The organism is Bartonella sp. ML70XJBT.G (genome assembly GCF_028618575.1).
Taxonomy (GTDB): domain Bacteria; phylum Pseudomonadota; class Alphaproteobacteria; order Rhizobiales; family Rhizobiaceae; genus Bartonella.
In genome coordinates this window covers 1-18820 of the sequence record NZ_JAQITA010000013.1, presented here as the reverse complement: position 1 = coordinate 18820, position 18820 = coordinate 1, and the positions used below count along the sequence as shown (strand labels likewise).

19 protein-coding genes, 1 tRNA gene, 1 other RNA gene and 2 pseudogenes are annotated in these 18820 nt (G+C 44.7%); 9 read left to right on the top strand and 14 right to left on the bottom strand.

The genetic code is table 11. The features are described 5' to 3' along the window. Positions 1-94 precede the first annotated feature (94 nt). Both PVV64_RS07005 and PVV64_RS07000 read right to left on the bottom strand, forming a co-directional pair. A complete protein-coding gene (locus PVV64_RS07005; RefSeq protein WP_273760390.1) occupies positions 95-445 on the bottom strand; it encodes a helix-turn-helix transcriptional regulator in 351 nt (116 codons plus the stop codon). Positions 446-741: 296 nt separating this feature from the next. Then, positions 742-1173, bottom strand: a complete 432-nt coding sequence (locus tag PVV64_RS07000) for a helix-turn-helix domain-containing protein (RefSeq protein ID WP_273760389.1) — start codon at positions 1171-1173, stop codon at positions 742-744. 1021 nt (positions 1174-2194) lie between these two features. Here PVV64_RS07000 and ykgO point away from each other — a divergent pair. The 5 genes from ykgO to PVV64_RS06975 all read left to right on the top strand — a co-directional run bounded on the left by ykgO (position 2195) and on the right by PVV64_RS06975 (position 5319). Further along, a complete protein-coding gene (gene ykgO, locus PVV64_RS06995; RefSeq protein ID WP_011181208.1) occupies positions 2195-2320 on the top strand; it encodes a type B 50S ribosomal protein L36 in 126 nt (41 codons plus the stop codon). Positions 2321-2444: 124 nt separating this feature from the next. Further along, positions 2445-3218, top strand: a complete 774-nt coding sequence (locus tag PVV64_RS06990; RefSeq protein ID WP_273760388.1) for a M48 family metallopeptidase — start codon at positions 2445-2447, stop codon at positions 3216-3218. A gap of 313 nt (positions 3219-3531) precedes the next feature. After that, positions 3532-3691, top strand: a non-coding RNA gene (ssrS, locus tag PVV64_RS06985) — 6S RNA. 179 nt (positions 3692-3870) lie between these two features. Next, complete coding sequence (locus PVV64_RS06980) at positions 3871-4479, top strand: 5-formyltetrahydrofolate cyclo-ligase (RefSeq protein WP_273760387.1); 609 nt, start codon at positions 3871-3873, stop codon at positions 4477-4479. 18 nt (positions 4480-4497) lie between these two features. Continuing rightward, positions 4498-5319 (top strand): TIGR00282 family metallophosphoesterase, encoded by an 822-nt coding sequence (locus PVV64_RS06975; RefSeq protein ID WP_273760435.1) that lies wholly within the window; start codon positions 4498-4500, stop codon positions 5317-5319. Positions 5320-6009: 690 nt separating this feature from the next. Here PVV64_RS06975 and murA read toward each other — a convergent pair. Then, the gene (murA, locus tag PVV64_RS06970) at positions 6010-7305 is read right to left on the bottom strand and encodes a UDP-N-acetylglucosamine 1-carboxyvinyltransferase (RefSeq protein WP_273760386.1); all 1296 of its coding nucleotides are present in this window, start codon (positions 7303-7305) and stop codon (positions 6010-6012) included. 166 nt (positions 7306-7471) lie between these two features. Next, positions 7472-7609, bottom strand: a complete 138-nt coding sequence (locus PVV64_RS06965) for a hypothetical protein (RefSeq protein WP_273760441.1) — start codon at positions 7607-7609, stop codon at positions 7472-7474. Positions 7610-7784: 175 nt separating this feature from the next. Here PVV64_RS06965 and PVV64_RS06960 point away from each other — a divergent pair. Beyond that, a tRNA-Thr gene (locus tag PVV64_RS06960) sits at positions 7785-7859 on the top strand. A gap of 251 nt (positions 7860-8110) precedes the next feature. Here the strand turns inward: PVV64_RS06960 and PVV64_RS06955 are convergent. From PVV64_RS06955 to PVV64_RS06930, 6 genes are all read right to left on the bottom strand, one after another. Continuing rightward, complete coding sequence (locus tag PVV64_RS06955; protein WP_273760385.1) at positions 8111-8245, bottom strand: hypothetical protein; 135 nt, start codon at positions 8243-8245, stop codon at positions 8111-8113. Between the two features lie 274 nt (positions 8246-8519). Then, entirely contained in the window at positions 8520-9233 is a 714-nt protein-coding gene (locus PVV64_RS06950) for a lambda exonuclease family protein (RefSeq protein ID WP_273760384.1), read from the bottom strand. A gap of 554 nt (positions 9234-9787) precedes the next feature. Further along, positions 9788-9985: a hypothetical protein gene (locus PVV64_RS06945; protein WP_273760383.1), complete on the bottom strand. Its 198-nt coding sequence runs from the start codon at positions 9983-9985 to the stop codon at positions 9788-9790. 6 nt (positions 9986-9991) lie between these two features. Continuing rightward, a complete protein-coding gene (locus PVV64_RS06940; protein WP_273760382.1) occupies positions 9992-10381 on the bottom strand; it encodes a hypothetical protein in 390 nt (129 codons plus the stop codon). A gap of 348 nt (positions 10382-10729) precedes the next feature. After that, a complete protein-coding gene (locus tag PVV64_RS06935; protein ID WP_273760381.1) occupies positions 10730-11047 on the bottom strand; it encodes an XRE family transcriptional regulator in 318 nt (105 codons plus the stop codon). Between the two features lie 144 nt (positions 11048-11191). Further along, positions 11192-11332, bottom strand: coding sequence for a hypothetical protein (locus PVV64_RS06930; RefSeq protein WP_273760380.1), 141 nt, complete (start codon positions 11330-11332; stop codon positions 11192-11194). Between the two features lie 186 nt (positions 11333-11518). On the opposite strand from PVV64_RS06930, the pseudogene PVV64_RS06925 reads away from it, so the two are divergent. Beyond that, positions 11519-12016: pseudogene (locus PVV64_RS06925) on the top strand (YdaU family protein); the annotation flags it as partial. A gap of 828 nt (positions 12017-12844) precedes the next feature. After that, positions 12845-13177 (top strand): annotated as a pseudogene (locus PVV64_RS06920) (hypothetical protein); the annotation flags it as partial. 146 nt (positions 13178-13323) lie between these two features. On the opposite strand, the gene PVV64_RS06915 reads toward PVV64_RS06920, so the two are convergent. Together PVV64_RS06915 and PVV64_RS06910 are read right to left on the bottom strand one after the other, a co-directional pair. Next, on the bottom strand, positions 13324-13851 hold the full coding sequence (locus PVV64_RS06915) for a hypothetical protein (RefSeq protein ID WP_273760379.1): 528 nt from the start codon (positions 13849-13851) through the stop codon (positions 13324-13326). A 189-nt stretch (positions 13852-14040) separates the two neighbouring features. After that, positions 14041-14202 carry a hypothetical protein gene (locus PVV64_RS06910; RefSeq protein WP_273760378.1) on the bottom strand — a complete coding sequence of 54 codons (162 nt, stop codon included), beginning with the start codon at positions 14200-14202 and terminating at the stop codon, positions 14041-14043. A gap of 397 nt (positions 14203-14599) precedes the next feature. Here PVV64_RS06910 and PVV64_RS06905 point away from each other — a divergent pair, with 397 nt between their 5' ends. Beyond that, entirely contained in the window at positions 14600-16975 is a 2376-nt protein-coding gene (locus PVV64_RS06905; RefSeq protein ID WP_273760377.1) for a toprim domain-containing protein, read from the top strand. Here the strand turns inward: PVV64_RS06905 and PVV64_RS06900 are convergent. Both PVV64_RS06900 and PVV64_RS06895 read right to left on the bottom strand, forming a co-directional pair. Then, on the bottom strand, positions 16900-17652 hold the full coding sequence (locus tag PVV64_RS06900; protein WP_273760376.1) for a hypothetical protein: 753 nt from the start codon (positions 17650-17652) through the stop codon (positions 16900-16902). The genes PVV64_RS06905 and PVV64_RS06900 overlap by 76 nt on opposite strands. Positions 17653-17777: 125 nt before the next feature. Continuing rightward, the coding region (locus PVV64_RS06895) for a hypothetical protein (RefSeq protein ID WP_273760375.1) at positions 17778-18820 on the bottom strand (1043 nt) is incomplete at its 5' end.

Here is an 18820-nt window from a genome sequence, read left to right as displayed (position 1 = left end):
GTAGACGACCAAAATCACCTCATTAGTAAAGTAATTTCAGGAAATTGGCAATAAAGATGAAAAGATTTTTTTATGTCTTAAAAAGTGATTTATTCTAATCAGAAATCAACCACAAAAGAGCTTTTTGTTTTTTGGGCTTAAGCTCTCGAAAGTTTTTTACAAGCAAAGTTTCTTTTTCGCTAAAGATTTCTGCATAACTCTGCTGTGAGAGCGTTTCTTTTGTTGCAACATCCGTATAAAAAAAGTGAATTGGAACATCCAATATGTTGGCAATTTCCTGCAAACGTCCAGCGCCCACACGATTAATCCCTTTTTCGTACTTTTGGATTTGTTGGAAACTGACTCCCAAATGGTGCCCCAATGCTTTTTGCGAAAGCCCCATCATCCTTCTTCTGCAACGGATTTTTTTGCCTACAGAAATATCATTAATATGTGGATTTTTCACTTGGCTTTCCCCTCCACCGGCTGCGAGCGCCCTCGCATTGGTATTCCGGGAGTAACAAGTACTGAGTTCAGTCAGTTTTTTGCTTTTAGTGCTGAAAAGCACCTGGACATAGCAAAAACTCCCGGAATCCGGGAGATACCAGCAAAGTGGTATCAATTTTTATATACTGAACTTAGGGCTTGTTTTCCCTATTGGTCGCTGCGTAGACGACCAAAATCACCTCATTAGTAAAGTAATTTCAGGAAATTGGCAATAAAGATGAAAAGATTTTTTTATGTCTTAAAAAGTGATTTATTCTAATCAGAAATCAACCACAAAAGAGCTTTTTGTTTTTGGGGCTTAAGCTCTCTAAAGTTTTTTACAAGCAAAGTTTCTTTTTCGCTAAAGATTTCTGCATAACTCTGCTGTGAGAGCGTTTCTTTTGTTGCAATATCCATATAAAAAAAGTGAATTGGAACATCCAATATGTTGGCAATTTCCTGCAAACGTCCAGCCCCCACACGATTAACCCCTTTTTCGTACTTTTGGATTTGTTGGAAACTGACTCCCAAATGGTGCCCCAATGCTTTTTGCGAAAGCCCCATCATCCTTCTTCTGCAACGGATTTTTTTGCCTACAGAAATATCATTAATATGTGGATTTTTCACTTGGCTTTCCCCTCCACCGGTTGCGAGCGCCCTCGCATTGGTATTCCGGGAGCCTGAAAGCACTGACACTCGAATCAGCATTTTGCCTTTAGTGCGCAGACACACTTGGACATAGCAAAATCTCCCGGAATCCCGGGATACCCACAAAGTAGGTTAATCTTATGTATCGAGTGTTCGGGCTTTCAGTTCCCTATTGATCGTCGCGTATACGACCAAACTCACAAGGCATGATAGTAAAGTAATTTCGTGAAATTGGCAATAAAAATGATTTTATAAGCTGTCCCAAAAAATTTTAAGAGGGAGAAAAGCTTTTAAACCTTTCATTCAATCGGATATCGATAAATAATTCGAACACCAACTGATAAATGAGCACCATCTGATGAAAATCTTTGAACTTTGAGCAATATTTTACAGTTTTTCATTCGCAAAGCTCCTCAAAACGCATCTGCTAGCGGCATAGCTGCTCTGCGCTTGAGCCACACATCTGCACCAACGCTCTACAATAAAGAGTGGATTAACAGCTCTTTCCCATACCCCAACAGACATCTAAGCACTCCCCCAGCATATCCCCATCATAGCTCCCCCAACACTCTACCATAAAAGCTACAAAGCACTCTCCTGAAACCTCAAGCATGAAAAAAAGCTCTACTCAACCATCACGCAAAATGAGAGCGATCATTCCACGAACAAGCTAGCCTGCAAATCTGAACAAAAGGCACCCCAAAGCACTCGTATGCTTGCCTCAGAGCAGCAAACACCAGAAGCTTTAAAATTTTTTTCACTGTTTTGCTCTTCTCTTTCAGAGCATGAAGAATGATCCTCCCTTGACAAGAAGAAGATTTCTTGTTAGAAGCGCTGTATATTTTTTGCAATTTCACTTATTCGTTGTGTGAATGAAATGTGTTAATGCGTACCTTTATTTTAAAGGTGCGTTTTTCTTTTGTGGACACAGTGAAAAGTGTATTCTGTGATGCAATGGTGTGCACGCAACATTAAATGTTGGTGAAGGCACCATCTTAGAGTATAGGGTCATATACTGTAGTATTGATGTTGTAATATTAAGAGTCATGCATTGCAGAGGTCTCTATAAACGGTGAGTATGATGAAAATTAAAAATTCACTTAAAGCATTAAGGGAGCGCCACCGTAACAATCGTTTGGTGCGTCGCAAAGGCCGTGTTTATATCCTCAATAAAACGAACCCACGTTTTAGAGCACGCCAAGGTTAATGGTTTTATGCCTGCTTTTTGTAGGCATAAAACCTTTTTTCCTCTTGAAAATTTGGCTTACAAGTCCATTGTTTGATGTTATAGATTCATTATTGAGTAATGTATCGTTTGAGGGCTTGTTTTGATGGTTTTTTTGATCTTTTTAAAAGCTCTAGGTTTGCGATTTTTTTACATTTCCCAGCGTTTTTTTTTCATTTTTGTCGTCAACTTTTGTTTTCTTTCCGTTGGCTATGGGCAAAATCCTCCTTCTCTTCCTGAAGAAGATTCCTCTCCACAAATGCTTTTACCGCTAGAAGATCTTATACCAGATTCTCCTCCTTCAGCATCCACAGTCCCTAATTCTGATTCGTCAGCCACTCTCCTTGAAGAATTTGACACGAATCTCCCCTCTCGCGCAGAGAGAGAAATACAGCGCAAAGAAGCGGAAGTTTTACGTCTTCTTAAAGAGTTGAAGTTTTGTGCAAATGTGAGTGAAGCCAAAAAGCTCAGTAGGCAACTTCAACATTTATGGTCGCAATCGGGAAGTGAGACGATTGATCTTTTAATGTCATGGGCTGAAAATGCTATCAATGCCGACGATTATGGTCTTGCTCTTGATTATATTGACAATGCACTTGCACTTTTACCGAACTATGCCGAAGCTTGGATAAGGCGTGCTTGGATTCATATTCAACTAAGCGATTTCAAACTCGCCATGCTTGACCTGCACCATGCACTAGACCTTGAACCGCGCAATTACATGGCATTTTTTGAACTTGGAGTAACCATGGAAGCAACAGAACGTCCCAAACTTGCCATAAAAGCTTATGAAAAAGCACTCGAATATTATCCACAAATGCAAAGACTTCAAGAACGCGTTGAAAAACTTTTAGATGAACAAACACCACAACCCCTTTAAGACGTCTTCCCATTCATGAAAGTGCGGCTCCTCCATTGAAGCTTCAAAGCGAGGCTTTTTCTTTCATCGCATCACTGCACACCCCCTGTTTGACCTCCAACATATTTCAGAACTTAAAGTGCATCATTGACAGTGCATCGCCTAAACTTGAAGGCATCATACAAACGACAAAGCATCCCCCAACATCCACCACACTCAACACATTCTGCGCATCCACCACATTCCTCACACCCAACGCATCCCTTTCCAAAGAGATTGCATAGAAATCATTTTATATCTAGCAGAAGATCTCAAACTGTTTTATAGTGAAGGGGGTGTTCTGCACTTCTCGACAGGAAATAACGTATTCCTGAGACCTTAGTGATCTCCAAGGGAGCTGTCCCTGATAAAGCCCGTGGGCTTTTTCATATGGCGCCCACCTATTTTTTAGGTTCCCGGGGTCAACTTTTTCCATCGGTTGTTGTGGATCACCCTTTTTGCGTCCATAAAATAACCTTTTTGCATCTATAATAAATTGTTTAGCTCTTTTTCCCATGAAACAAATTATTATAGTATGTTTTTAAAATTTCATGGGGCATTTGGGGGATGAGAGAACTTTATTTTGTTGCCTCTGCCCTAGATAGAATACCCTGATAGAATAATTGACACAAGAATGACACAAAGCATCCATCCCTTACAATCTTCAGCATTCATTCGTGCGCAACTCCGCAAAATGGGTTTATCGAAGCGCGCTGCGCTTTGCGCACAAACCCGCGCGACTTTTTCGCAGCAAGCCTGCACCCATGTGCTTAACCATCTTGAAGAACAGGGAGAAGATTTTTCGCGCCTGATTTTGGCAGGCTATTGGCCAATCAAATCGGAAATTGATCCTCGTCCTTTACTTGATGCGATAGCATTGCGTGGTGGCAGTTTAGCATTACCAGCAGTCCTTGATTCCACCACGATGGAATTTCGTGCTTATTCCCAAAATACCATATTAGAGCCGATGCGCTTTGACACTTTGGGTCCAGGAAGAGAAAATGCTGTTATTGTTCCAAACCTTATTCTTGTTCCCCTTTCTGCGTTTGATAATCACTGTCACCGTCTTGGCTATGGAGGGGGATATTATGATCGTGCCGTTGAAGTCTTGAAAAAACAAGGGCATCAAGTTAAGCTATTAGGTTTAGGTTTTTCATGTCAAGAAGTTGAATCCATTTCCCCAGAAGAGCATGACCTTGTTGTGGAGGGAATTTTTACAGAAAAAGGTTTATTAAAAGGCTAAAATGTGATTAAAACGCCTATGCGTTTTTTATTTTTGGGTGACATTGTCGGGACAACGGGCTGTCAGGCTGTTTTTGAACAGCTTCCACAATTGATCAAAAAGTGGCAGCTTGATTTTGTTGTGGTGAATGGCGAAAATGCCTCTGATGGTTTTGGTCTTAGGCAAGAGACTTATCAAGACCTTCTCATGGCGGGAGTTGACGTTGTGACAACAGGCAACCATGCTTTTTCGTGCCACGAAACATTACACTATGCGCATGAGAGTGATCGTTTTTTGCGTCCTGCGAATTTTATAGAGGAATCTCCTGGAAGAGGCGCTGGTATTTTTACCGCCAAGAATGGAGCACGTGTGCTTGTTGCCAATCTATTGGGCAGTGTTTTTATGCCGTGTCAGGTGCATGATCCCTTTGAAACAGCTGAAAAGATTTTGTTTGCTTGCTCTTTGATGGACCAAGCAGATGCGATTATTTTTGACTTTCACGCTGAAACCACCAGTGAAAAGCAATGTTTTGGGCATTTTCTTGATGGTCGTGTCAGTGTTATTGTAGGAACGCATACCCATGTTCCCACGGCTGATGCCCAGATATTAGAAGGTGGCAGTGCTTATTTATCGGATGCTGGAATGTGCGGAGATTATAATTCCTCGATAGGAATGGAGAAGGAAGAGCCTTTACACCGCTTTCTTTATAAGCAAAAGCAAGATCGTTTTGAACCAGCGAGCGGTCCTGCCACTCTTTGCGGTTTAGCCGTTGAACTTTCAAACCACACGGGTTTAGCAGAAAAGGTTTCGGCAGTGCGGATTGGTCCTCTTTTAAAACCTGAAGTTCCAGATTTTTGGTAATACTCTTTGTTCATTTTGCACCCTGTGCTTTTAAGCTTCTTTGCTTTCCCTCCCTTTAGAAACCTTCGTCCCAAAGAAGCCTCACTCCCAAGAAACTTCGTCTCAAAGCATTTGGTCTCACAACAGCTTCATCTCCAAGATCGGTCTCCAAAATCTGCAAAAAAGAGCCTTCTCTAATACCCCCAAGAGCAAAACAGCAAAATCCCCACATCGCCCACACTCTCAAAGAAGTTACCCCAAAATAATGCTAAACAAAAACTACCAGCGAAATGATTCCTCAGTCATCACCCGCAAATATGCACAAAAAAGAGTCTCCAGAAATCCCCTTAAAGAAAGAAGCCCGAAAACACTTCCCCAAAAGAGCTTTCCCCTCCAAGAGATAGTCACTCAAAATCTCACAGATCCACCCAATCCCTTAGAGAAAACTGCTAGGCAAAATTAACCAGCGAATATTTTTTAAAGCGTGCTCGAAAGAAGGCAGAAAAGAACACATGCCCCATAAGCCTATCGCGCGCCTCCAAGCACCTTCGTACCCAGAAACTTCGCCCCCAAATGAGCCGCCATTGAAATGGTCCCTCAGGCGCACCCGCAAATAGTCACAAAAAAGCGCTCCCAAAATCCCCTTTAAAGAGGAGACCCTTCTATAAGAGCAGTGAGCATTCAAATACGTGACATATCTTCGGCAGGGTCTTAAACTGTGATGCGTTGAATGGTAGCACCACATTGGGCTAATTTTTCTTCCAGTCTCTCAAATCCGCGATCAAGATGGTAGACGCGGTTGACAATTGTTTCTCCCTTTGCTGCCAAAGCAGCAATAACCAGAGAGACAGAAGCGCGCAAATCGGTCGCCATTACAGGTGCGCCTTGCAGGTTTTCTGTTCCATAAACGGTTGCAGTCTGCCCATGAAGTTTTATCTGAGCGCCCAAACGGTTGAGTTCCTGAACATGCATAAAACGATTTTCGAAAATTGTTTCGGTAATATGGGCCATTCCCTGAGCTCTTGTCATGAGAGCCATGAACTGAGCTTGGAGATCGGTTGGGAAAGCAGGATAAGGACCAGTTTTGATATCAACGGGGGTTATTTTTGTGTGCCGTGGGTCTCGTTTAACGTGAATTCCTTGTGGTTCTATTTGAATATCGAGTCCAGTTTTTTGGAGAACGCCAAGCACTTGGGTGAGATGATTAGGGTTGGCATTTTTAAGAAACACATCGCCCCCTGTCATAGCCACAGCCATAGCATATGTTCCCGCTTCGATTCGATCAGCAATGACACGTACTCTTGCACCGTGGAGTTTTTTAACACCCTCGATAGTGAGTGTTGGGGTTCCCTCACCGAGAATTTTTGCACCCATTGCGTTGAGGGTACGAATAAGATTTGCGACTTCTGGTTCACAAGCAGCATTTTCGAGTGTTGTTTTTCCCTTTGCCATTGTTGCAGCCATAAGCATCACATGCGTTCCCCCAACAGTGACCTTAGGAAAACAGTAGTGAGCCCCTTGTAATCTCCTTGGCGCTTTAGCATGGACATAACCATTTTCGATAGCAATATGGGCTCCCAGAGTTTTGAGTCCCTCGAGAATAAAATCGACGGGTCTTGTCCCGATAGCACATCCGCCAGGCAGAGAAACACAAGCTTCTTTACACCGCGCCAGCAGAGGACCGATCACCCAAAAGCTTGCCCGCATTTTTTTCACCAATTCGTATGGAGCCCGCGTTGTTGCTATTTTTTGCGCGGTAAAATGGATCGTTCTTGAATCGATATAATCCCTTTTGGCATCTTGTCCATCGACAGCATAGCCAACACCATGATTATTCAGAATACGAATAAGCAATTCGACATCGGCCAGATGGGGAATATTTTCTAGAGTGAGGGTTTCTTCAGTAAGCAGAGAAGCAATCATCAAAGGCAATGCAGCATTTTTTGCCCCTGAGATAGGAATAGTCCCTTTAAGTTTTTTTCCGCCAACAATTTGAATAGCGTCCATAGTTTTTTCCCTTTTTCCCTTTGTGTTTCCCCTTCCAAAGGTTTTACCCCCTTGAGAAGTTATTTTATGATGATTTCACAACGAAACCGATGATCTTATCAGACATCTCAAATATTAGAACGAATCATTGAGAGGTTTGGTTGCAAAGGCGCGTCAAGAGGCATTTTTATAGCTCTGTTTGTGCTCTTTTTCGACTTTGCTCTTTTCGGCGTTTTAGGTTTTGACGCAATTGTTGAGCCAATCTTTCTTGGCGTTTTTTTTCTTTTTTATCTTTTTCATTTATTTCTTCTTGTTTTTGATGCATTTGTACCATTGCGCAATATTTTGAACAGTGTTGAGCTTCTATACAAGCAACTCATGACTTTTCTATAAGAAATATATTGTCATGACACAAGAAATGTTTTCTTTCAAGAATATAGAAATGTTCTCTTGCCTATTTTATAACAATATGGCACAAGACAGCGCGAAGATTGCAAAGGGCTGCGGTAGCTCAGTGGTAGAGCACTCCCTTGGTAAGGGAGAGGTCGAGAGTTCAATCCTCTCTCGCAGCACCATACAGTTACCATACAGTTGCATTATGCACAATATTCTTCTCTCTATCCCCAAAAGCACCGTTATAAACAGCACAGTTTTTGAGCCTTAGGAGTTTCAACGCATCATGTGATTCTATTTTTTGATGTCTTTGTTGAGGCAATTTTTCATATTGCCAAAGTTAAACCGATTTTCTTCTGCCCCACGGCCCATTCTCCACGGTGCGACTTCGCGAAACATCTCTAGAACCAAGCATATCCTCTATAGGCGTCCCTCAAGCAGGCATTCTCCCCTCAATAGCGCGCAAAACTTTTCCCTCAAAAGCCCCACCCCAAGCCTTGCTCATATTGGTAAGTCCCCATCCAACATTTCCTATCACCTTCTCCCATACGCCCATTCTCCCCCACAAAACATCACATCAGCTCCTTACCTCCCAATAGCCGCGAGACAAAACTGATGCGGCGCGCGCAGTCACCATCCTCAGTAAAAACTTACCACGCGACATGATAGGCTTAAAATATGGGCGCCCATACCTCTCTATTCCCCAGCCCAGCCTCACCTTTGCACGCCTTGCCCCCATATGCTCCTCGAACCTTCTCCTCATGGCTCAAAACAGAACCTCCGCGAGACAAGCAGATCCCCTCAGCATTGCCAACAGGAACTCCAGTCTTTCTTACTTTACACTATATGTGCACAGCCTCGCTTTTTCCCTTATCTCCCCTTCCGCAGCTTCCATCCTCCTTACCGTGATGCAATGCGGCTATTTCCCATTCTGACACCCTTGTTGCGGCAGACTGAATGTGCTGGACCATCATCTCCAAAGCTTCATTAAAACGGCGAATTTCACTTTCCAGCTTGCGAATATATACCTCATCCCGATAAGCACGCTTAATGAGAGGTGGCATATCGGGCCAATAGAGCATTAAATCTACCCATTCCCGTTGCGCAATCCATAATCCTCCCTGACACTGTGCTTTATGTTCTTCTGGAAAGCCCCTTTGGTAGAAATGAGGAATAAGGATTTCGGGTTTTTTTGTTTTAATTTCCAACACTCCATTTGTTCCCACGAAAGCATCGGGAGAAAAGCCTTTCATACGATCATCGGCGAGAACAAATCCAACACATTCAGGCTTTGTATGGGTGAGTGTTGCATAAAGCTTGCGAGCATTTGGTTCTAATTCTGTACCGCGTCGCATAGAGAGCGTAGTTCCCTCCTCGACGGTTTTTCCAGTAATTCTTTCTCCCGCAAGTTTCATCATAACGGATTGATAGCGTGAAGTTTTTTGCCCCTGTTTTTTTTGTGCCATCACCATTTCAAACAAAGAAGCCGTGATTAACCCATTGCGCGCCTGCTGCCATTGTGCTGTTCCCTGAATACAATCGACAATTATTGGCATAGTATTCTCCCCCTTTTTAAGTCCCTTTTTTACAAACATTGACTTTGAGCAATTTTTTGATAAAGCACCCTCACATTTGCAAACACCTCCACTCTAGACGCCCACTCTCCCCCACAAAACATCACAGCAAGGCTCCTTACCTCCCAACAGCCGCGAGACAAAAACTGATGCGGCGCGCGCAGTCACCATCCTCAGCAAAAACTTACCACGCGACATGATAGGCTTAAAATATGGGCGCCCATACCTCTCTATTCCCCTGCCCAGCCTCACCTTTGCACGCCTTGCCCCCATATGCTCCTCGAACCTTCTCCTCATGGCTCAAAACAGAACCTCCGCGAGACAAGCAGATCCCCTCAGCATCGCTCCAAAACACTTAGCCAAAAAACTACATAGGCAAATCTCGCTGCTACCTTTCTCCCACACGACAGCCTCCCACACGACAGCCCCTTGTCCCCAACAGCGACGACACAGCCCTGGAGCATTGGGATGCTTCAAAGCAAAGTTTTCGTTGAAAAAACGCTTAAAGGCTGTGTCTTTTTTATTGGCTGCCTATCTCAATCATGCTGTTGCACGATACAAAAATCATCTCGACAATATTTTTCTGCCAAATTTTTTGCCACACACGCAGCAGCCTTTTGTGATATAAAAAGGACAGCATTATGTTTTTGTGGTTCAAGCCTGATGATATTTTGGGTATTTCCAGCGTAATAAAGTGGAAAGCCCCGATAAAAAGTTTTAAGATAACTCGCCATGGTTTCTTACCACCAGTAATCGTTCAAGACATCACAGGGACGCAAGCGATGCTGTTTTTCATAAGAACCATAGAGATTATCTTCATAATCACGCGCAGCATTTTCATTGAGAAAAATATGATAAGCCTCACTATTAAGAATGAAAGGCTGAATTGGACTATTTTGTTCGTCAATTTCATGATTGATAACATAGATATCGGCCAGTTGTTCACTGACATCTTCGGCATGCAGTGTGGTAAGATCAAGACGCAAGACTCTGTGAACCGTTTCATATTCTTCCAGAATTTCGAGCACTTCTTCGCTTTGCTCGAACGGCCCTTCATAAGCATCCCCCTTTTCATCTTCACAAAGAATAATGAGTATTTCATCCTCTTTAACGAATGGAACATTTTTCATAATTTCCCCCCTTTCGATAGTTGATAAAGCACAGCTTTGTCTTGACAAAGCTGTATATAGCGTTACCCTTATATCCTCTATGGGGGATATGTCAAACTATTTTATCCTTAATAAAAGATATATTTTCATTTTTACGAGGTTCAAAGGACAAACACGACCACCACTTATTGTCTCTTTCCCAGCTGATATCGCCGCTGTTGTCCTCGCTGTTGTCCTCGCTGTTGTCCTTGTACCGTTCTCTATTTGTTCTTACCAAATTCCATTATCAACAGACAGGAGAGCTAAAAATGAGTGATTTAGAATTGATCCAATACTGGCGCAATCTTGATACAAAGACACAGAAAGAGCTTATTTTGATGCTCCGGCATTTGGTCGACGCAAAAGAGTCAAAATTGCCTGTCTCTCCTCAGGGGAAAGCTTTGAAATAAGCTCGATAAATTCTTTATCTTCAGAACTTGCGCCCTGACCATAGAGGATATAATTCATACTGATATTAATTTCGTGACAAATTCGCGAGAGAGATTCGATTGTTGGTTCTTTTCCCTCAATGAGGATTGAGTGGAGATATCCAGCCCCTTTACCGGCTGCGAGGGAAATTGATCTTTTTGAGCGTCCACTTTTTTCAAGTACAGCACTTAATCTCTGCCGCCAACCATCGATATTCATAGTCTCACCATATAGCGCGTTCTTTTTAAAAAACACGTCCTTTTTGTAAAACGAGCTTGCATTATCCTCTAAAAAGGATAAAATTAAGGAAAAATTTTATTGAAGGGGAGATAAAATTCATTTTCGGGTCGAAAGAGCACTTTATCACCCCACAGGATAGAAAAAGGCGCCCCCACAAGCCCATTTATCGAGAAATATTGTCTTATTTATCCTTTGCCATCTATGCAACTTCACACGGTCAAGTTGCAGGAGATTGAGCGCAGGCGCAATTCTTTTAGACGTCATCAAGGAACTCCTAAAGCAGCGCCATCAAGCGAGACAGACCACAATAAAACTGCACTCCTTCGACTCAAACATAAACATTTTAATCGGATACCAACAAACAGATAAAAATCCCATAGATGCATAAACAGACTATTTCCAGTTTGATTAAGAAGAGCAACATGACAAAAGCAGCAAGGAGATTGAAGCATGAAAGATGCCCATCACCAAGAAACTCCTCATTATGAATCGTCTAGACTTCCTTATGTTTGTTGGTATCAGAATGATTTTCTAGGGGGGGTACGTGGCATGCGAGCCCACGAAATTGGAATTTATACAATTCTTCTTAACGAAATGTATGCCCGCGGTCGTCCTCTAGAGTTATCGGTAGAACGTTTAGCGCGTCTTTGCGGCTGTGACAAGCGAACTTTTGTGAATGTTTTAGAAATGCTGATAGAAGAGGGAAAGATTTTAAACTTAGCGAATGGTTTATGGAACAAGCGTTGTGAGACTGTTTTTCAAGAGCGGGCAAAATTGCTTGAACAAAAATCCTTTGCGGGACATTGCTCGGCAAAAAAACGCAAGAAAATCAATGCTGAGATTGCACATCTGCAGAAAAGTTGTACAAGAGATGATGAACAAAATTCAGAAGCTCAGAATAGAGAAGAAAAGGAAACACCTGACGGTGTTTTAGAAAAGAAATTTTTGTTGACCACGCGAAAAGAGGAGAGATCAGAGGAAAGCTCATGGAGCAGGCTCAGTTGTGCGTCGATATCGAGCGCAATTTTTCCTCCTCTCAAGTCGCAAGATGCAACGGAGAATTTTTCCCCTCTACAGGCAGGCATACAAAGCACGCCCCCAATAAGCCCTGACACCCCACTCTTACAGGAGAACCTCACCACCTCCACAACAGGGGATGTATTTTCCACTCCAACGCCCATATTCGACACAAGCAGCCAAAACCTTTCTTCAGCGGCAGACAGGCAAATCTCTCCACACACCACAGCAAGACTCACCTCCACAAACTTACAAGAAGAACACACCACCACGAGCAACACGCCATCTTGTGCCATTCAAGCCACCGACACAGGCGCCCCAAATCATACCCTACAGGCAGGCATACAAAGCGCGCCACCAACAAGCCTCGAAAACCTCACAGGTGTACAGGAAGGTACAACCATCTCCGCCACGAGCCTCAACAACTCCACAGGCATGCAAAAGAGCCACACCTCCACAAACAACACCCCACGCACGAACCACACTCCCAATACGGACAGCCATCCCCAAAGGCTTGCCTCTTCCACCACCCCCTCTTCCACAATTCCAGCCACCGACACAAGCAGCCAAAACCTTACCTCAGCGGCAGACAGGCAAATCTCTCCACACACCACAGCAAGCTTCACCTCCACAAACTTGCAAGAAGAGCACACCACCAAAGGCAACGCCCCCCTAGACCCCACCTCCACCACGCCAAACTCCATTTCCTCACCTCGCATCAGCGAGGCACGCAGCAAAGCCAAAAGACGCACAGCGCTTCCCAAAGGGCATCGTCTTCCCAGTGATTGGCAAGCAGACATTGAAGCGGCAATTTTAGAAGGTTTGAGTGAAGAGCAAGCGCGCTGGCAAGAAAAGAAATTTCGCGATTATTGGCATGCCAAAAGCGGCAAAGACGCGCTTAAAGTGGATTGGCAAGCCACATGGCGCAACTGGTTTCGCCGCGAGATTGAACGGATAAAAGCACATCAGGAAAGGCTTGCCCTTTTTTCTTCTCAAAGCCGCCCATCACAGCCAAATAAGGAAAAAGAAAATGAAGTCCTTTACCGCAGTCTTATCAACTACTCGGCCAACGAACATGAGCATAATTTTTAAACAATTTTTTTGCTTTTGGAAGAGGAGAGCAAACGGGAGACGACCTATAACCTCTGTTTTTCACCTCTCTTGAGTGCATTTTTTTCCCACCTCACCAACCAAGATGCAACAGAGAATTTTGCCACGCTACCATCAGACGTACCAAGTCATTGAGCAGCAAAGCTTAACCCCATACACTTGCAGAAGGAGCCTGCCCACATGAGCAATGTCCCTCTTCCACACAACACACCACAAACACAAGCATCCAAAATCATACCCCACTGGCAAACAAGCAAATCTCTAGACACACACCAGAAAACCTCAACCACCCTACAAACTTGCAAACAAATAGAAACCATGCCCCCACCATGCCCATAAAGCCCATCTCCCACATGCGCAACCAAAGCCTTGGCATACCAACAAACACGCAAAGCTCTCATCATGCCCCAACAAATCTCAACAACTCTACAGGTATGCAGGAGGAGACAAACCACACCATCTCCACCACAAACCTCCCAACCCCAACACCCATACAGGAAGGCAATACCCCCTTTCTCAGGGATCATACTCCAAACACGCACAGTCATACCATCTCCCCAACAGGCGATGCACTTTTCACCACAACGCACATCCTCAACACCAGCGGAAAAACTCAAAGCCTTGCCCCACCAGCAAACTTCAACACCCTCACACACGTGCAGAAAGACACTGCCACGGACAACGCCTCACGCGCCAACCACATTCCCCATACGGAAAACCATCGCCAAAACCTTGCCTCTTCCACGGGCGACACCGTTCCCACAAACCACGCGCTCCAAAAAGACAGCCAAAATCCTACCCCCCCAGCAGACAAGCAAATCTCTCAGCATTCCCAAACCTCACGCTTACAGGAAGAGCATATCACCACGAGCAATACCTTCTCTCTCACAAGCCATAATCCCAACATGCACAACCAAAGCCTTGGTATACAAACAAACACGCAAAGCTCTCATCATGCCCCAGCAAGCCTCAACAATTCTACAGGTGACAAACCACACCTCCACCATGCCACATACCCTCTTCCACAAACATTGGCTTCAACACGCGCAAACAAATTCCCATGATTATACCGACGATATCTTCCAAGCGATTGGCAAACAGAGATTGGTGCCGCAATTTTGCAAGGATTAAAAGCAGAAATAAGCCCAATGGCAAAAACGCCACATCCCTCTTGAGATTTTAAAGCGCTCTCGCATAGGAGAAAAATTCATAACCCGTGGCATGCCAAAAGTGGCAAAGAAATGCTGAAAAGTGAACTGCCCCCATGAAGCAACAGCTTTTGCCAAAAGAACAGGCAGATAAAAGAACATCAAGAAACCCTTGCCCTTTTTTCTTCTCACACAGAGTCCACAAAACAAGAGGAAACGGCACCCTTAAAACCTATCAACAACCACAGATATCGATATGAGCACAATTTTTGACATCAAACAGCAGCTTAACACACAAGCAGGAGTGGTAGCAGAAATGCTTCTCCCAAAAGGGCACAGACGAGGCAATGATTGGATTATAGGCAACACCCGTGGTGAGGCTGGTCAAAGTTTATCGGTGTGCTTAAGCGGTAGTAAAGCCGGTCTTTGGTATGATTTTGCAGAAGGCAAGGGAGGAGATTTGTTAGATCTTTGGTGTGAAGTCAAAGGACTAAGTCTTTCGCAAGCGTTAGAAGAAGCCCGCGCCTTTCTCAACCTTACGCGTCCCAAACCTTTTATGGCACCGCATCGTTCCTATCGTCGTCCACCGGCTCCTCCATGCGGCACACCAGAAAATTTAGTCAAAACTTACCTCAACAAAGAACGCGGTATTCCCCTAGAGATTTTAAAGCGCTACCGCATAGGAGAAGATGGTGAAAAAATCATTTTCCCCTTTTATAAGCCCGATGGCACCCTTGCCTTAGTGAAAGAACGGTTAGCACAAGCAGGAGCAAAAACCAAACCAACAGCGGCTCAATGTGAAGCGATTTTATTTGGCTGGCAAGCACTTTACCCCATAGACAATACGCCCCACAAAGACAGCCAAAATCATCCCTCACCAACAAACACACAAAACTCTCATCCTTCACCCATAAACCTTAGCCCCCCCATACCGGTACTGGAAGGCACAACCATCTCCATCACGAGCCTCAATAACTCCACAGACATGCAGGAGAGCCACATCCCCACGAACAACACCTCTCGTACCAACCACACTCTCAAGACGGAAATCCATCGCCAAAGCCTTACCTCTTCCACCACGGGCGACACCGTTTCCACAAACCACACGCTCTACAAAGGCAGCCAAAATCCTAATCCACCAGCAGACACGCAAAGCTTTCACCATTCGCCCATAAGCCTCAGCACCTCTACAAATGTACAGGAAGACACACACCACACCACCACAAGCTCTTCGCTCACAAAGCACACCTCCACCACTAGGGCTGCCACCTGCGCCCCAGACAATGCCCTCACCTCTGACTCCTTGTCGCTAAACCAAGCTTTTTCTTCCAGCCATGGGAGCGCCAATCAGACCACCACCAATAGAATTCTTGTTATCACGGAAGGAGAAATTGATGCACTCTCACTTGCCGCCTATGGATATCCCGCGGTCTCGGTACCGTTTGGAGGAGGCAGTGGAGGCAAACAAAACTGGATTGAAAATGAATTTGACCATTTAGAATCCTTTGAAACCATTTTTTTAGCCACCGATATGGATAAACCTGGCGAAGAAGCAGCCCATGAGATTGCCAGCAGGCTTGGTCGTCACCGCTGCTACCGTGTACGCTTACCACGCAAAGATGCCAATGACTGTCTCACCGCAGGGATTGATGCCGCCACCATAAGAGCAGCCTTTGCCGCAGCAAAAAGCTTTGCGCCAGAAGGTTTACGGCACGCCTCAGACTATAAAGAGCAAGTCATAGGACTGTTTTGGCCAGAACCCGAACAACATATTGGTTATACGCTTCCCTATCCCAAACTGAATGGCAAATTGCATTTTCGCCCCGCAGAATTAACGCTCTGGAGTGGAGCCAGTGGAGCAGGAAAAAGCCAATTGTTATCAGACTGCATTCCCCATTGGATTTCGCAAAACAGCCGTCTTTGCTTAGCCTCTCTAGAAATGAAAGGCGCACAATCTCTACGCCGTTTAACCAAACAAACCGGCGGCTTAGAACAACCCACAAGAGAAATGATTGAACGGGTTCTCCAATTTTTGGATGATGGGCTTATTCTTTATGAACATGTGGGCAAATCGAACGTCGACACCCTGCTCAATGTCTTTGACTATTGCCGCGCGCGTTATGGCTGCGATCAATTTATCATCGACAGTCTCATGCGGCTTGGCATTGCCTCAGATGACTATGCCGGTCAAGAACAAGCGGTTTATAAAATGGTTGATTGGGCTGTTTTAAACAATGTGCACATTCATCTTGTTGCCCATGCCCGCAAAGGAGGGCTCGATAAAGATATCCCAGGCACAGAAGATATTAAAGGCGCCTCAGAGATTGGTGCCAATGCTTTTAACATCATCACCATTTGGCGCAATAGATCCTTAGAAGACAAAATTTTTGCAGCCTCTCTCACACAAGAAAAAGCAGATTTAGAAAAACGCCCAAGCGTTATTATGAATATTGCCAAACAACGTTCCGGTGATTTTGAAGGCAAAATAGGTCTTTGGTTTGACAAAAAAACCTATCGCTATCGCTGTTCTTGTGAACACCACGCAACGCCACGGCGTTATCTGGAGCGTCCCATCAAGCCCACTCTCTTAAAAAACGCCTCCCCCACCACAAGAGCACATCTTGCTCCCTGATAAAGAAAAGGAGAGAAAAATCCATTGATACCAATCAATACAAACACATTCGAGAACCAAAGCCAACTCCACCCCAAGTGCTCGACTCCTGCAGCAACAAACATCAAGGCACATCCCCAAATGCAACCAACCAGCAGACAATTCAAAACACGCAACGACCTCTGCAAGACTGCATCATCACCCTCCCGCATCAGCAAAGCCACGAGCAATTTCAACAGGAGAGCAAATACCAACCCTTTCAAGAATATCCCCCTCATGATACCAATATGCATAACTCCTTCAAAAGCAATCAGAAGGATAACGCCGGAAAAGCAACAAAATGCCAATGCCTGCACAACCAGCCCCCACGCGGCAGGCAGACTCTTTACGCCCCCATGCAGCAAACCAAGGACAATGCCAAACAAGCAGGAAAATACTGCCCCCTTGCACAACAACTGTGCGCTCACAGCTCCACAACCCACACCAGCACAAACAAAACCCAAGTAGGCGGCAAGAATGCCATAAATCATCACCCACCGCCAAAACATCAAACCCATCACCCCACGGCACGCAGCCACCCTATAAAGAAAAGCCAAGGAAACAACCCAAAAGCATAAGAGCAGTAAAAACGGCAAAAACCACGAACTCTGTAGCATCAAGCCCCCCACAGCAATATTATCCAAGAGAATGTTCACCATGCAGCAAACTTCCCATCTCTTCAAGCAGAAAATCCCCGTGCTATCAACGCAGACAGCTGCTCCCTCTCAAAGCGAAAAGCACTCTCTCAGCCACAGATAACACGGACAATGGAGCAAAACACCCCCTAGCGCCAGAATGCCTCGCCCACCACAAGAGCACACCTTGCTCCCTCATAAAGAAAAAGGGAAAGAAATCCACAAATGGAGTAAAATACCCAATCCTTTGAAAACCACAGCCACGCGAGCCCCTTACTCTTCGCTCCCACAACAGCACAACCCAACAAGACTCCAACAATGTTGCAAAACACCAAGTGTTTCAAGATAGATACACCATCCCCCCTCCACATACCCAGCTTCCATATCAGCCAAGCCAAAGGCATATCCAACACAATAAGAAGCGATATTAGCTTCAAAGATCCCCCCCACATAAACTCCCTACTTTTCACTCCCACAAGAGCAAAGTACAAAATGACTCCAGTAATGCAAAGAAAGGCTATTCCCTTCAAAAGCACCCCCCACGCACCCCCCATATCCCTCGCGATCCCAGTAATAAACACCACGTTTGTTCCACAACAGCAAAACGACAGCACAAACTCCGCAAGCCACGACAAGCTCTGCACGAACCCCTTACCTTTCTCCCGTATCAGCAAAACTAAAAGCAATTTCAACAGGAGAGCAAACACCAACCCGGTCCAGAATATTGCATTTAAGAGAGCAATATTTCTGGCTCCCACAAAAGCAAGCAGAAGGAAAACACCCACCATGCAGCAAAACACCACTGCTTTCACGAATCTCCCCCAGAGAGCAGGCATACTCTTCACACCCGCATACAGCAAACCAAGGACAATGCCAAACAAGCAGGAAAATGCTACCCCCTTCCACAACAACTCTGCGCTCATACCCTCTCTCTTCACACCAGCGAAAAGAAAACCGAAGAAGGCAACAAGAATGCCATACGATATCATCCACCACCAAAACATCCACCCTGTCACTTTACGCCGCGCAGCCATCCTATAAAGAAAAGCCAAGGAAACAACCCAAAAGCATAAGAGCAGTAAAAACGGCAAAAACCACGAACTCTGTAGCATCAAGCCCCCCACAGCAATATTATCCAAGAGAATGTTCACCATGCAGCAAACTTCCCATCTCTTCAAGCAGAAAATCCCCG

Coding starts and splice junctions, on each gene's coding strand:
- PVV64_RS07000 (WP_273760389.1), bottom strand. CDS start 1,173: ATGCTGATTCGAGTGTCAGTGCTTTCAGGCTCCCGGAATACCAATGCG.
- ykgO (WP_011181208.1), top strand. CDS start 2,195: ATGAAAATTAAAAATTCACTTAAAGCATTAAGGGAGCGCCACCGTAAC.
- PVV64_RS06990 (WP_273760388.1), top strand. CDS start 2,445: ATGGTTTTTTTGATCTTTTTAAAAGCTCTAGGTTTGCGATTTTTTTAC.
- PVV64_RS06980 (WP_273760387.1), top strand. CDS start 3,871: ATGACACAAAGCATCCATCCCTTACAATCTTCAGCATTCATTCGTGCG.
- PVV64_RS06975 (WP_273760435.1), top strand. CDS start 4,498: ATGCGTTTTTTATTTTTGGGTGACATTGTCGGGACAACGGGCTGTCAG.
- murA (WP_273760386.1), bottom strand. CDS start 7,305: ATGGACGCTATTCAAATTGTTGGCGGAAAAAAACTTAAAGGGACTATT.
- PVV64_RS06965 (WP_273760441.1), bottom strand. CDS start 7,609: ATGCATCAAAAACAAGAAGAAATAAATGAAAAAGATAAAAAAGAAAAA.
- PVV64_RS06950 (WP_273760384.1), bottom strand. CDS start 9,233: ATGCCAATAATTGTCGATTGTATTCAGGGAACAGCACAATGGCAGCAG.
- PVV64_RS06945 (WP_273760383.1), bottom strand. CDS start 9,985: ATGGCGAGTTATCTTAAAACTTTTTATCGGGGCTTTCCACTTTATTAC.
- PVV64_RS06940 (WP_273760382.1), bottom strand. CDS start 10,381: ATGAAAAATGTTCCATTCGTTAAAGAGGATGAAATACTCATTATTCTT.
- PVV64_RS06935 (WP_273760381.1), bottom strand. CDS start 11,047: ATGAATATCGATGGTTGGCGGCAGAGATTAAGTGCTGTACTTGAAAAA.
- PVV64_RS06930 (WP_273760380.1), bottom strand. CDS start 11,332: ATGACGTCTAAAAGAATTGCGCCTGCGCTCAATCTCCTGCAACTTGAC.
- PVV64_RS06910 (WP_273760378.1), bottom strand. CDS start 14,202: ATGGTGGAGGTGTGGTTTGTCACCTGTAGAATTGTTGAGGCTTGCTGG.
- PVV64_RS06905 (WP_273760377.1), top strand. CDS start 14,600: ATGAGCACAATTTTTGACATCAAACAGCAGCTTAACACACAAGCAGGA.
- PVV64_RS06900 (WP_273760376.1), bottom strand. CDS start 17,652: ATGGTGAACATTCTCTTGGATAATATTGCTGTGGGGGGCTTGATGCTA.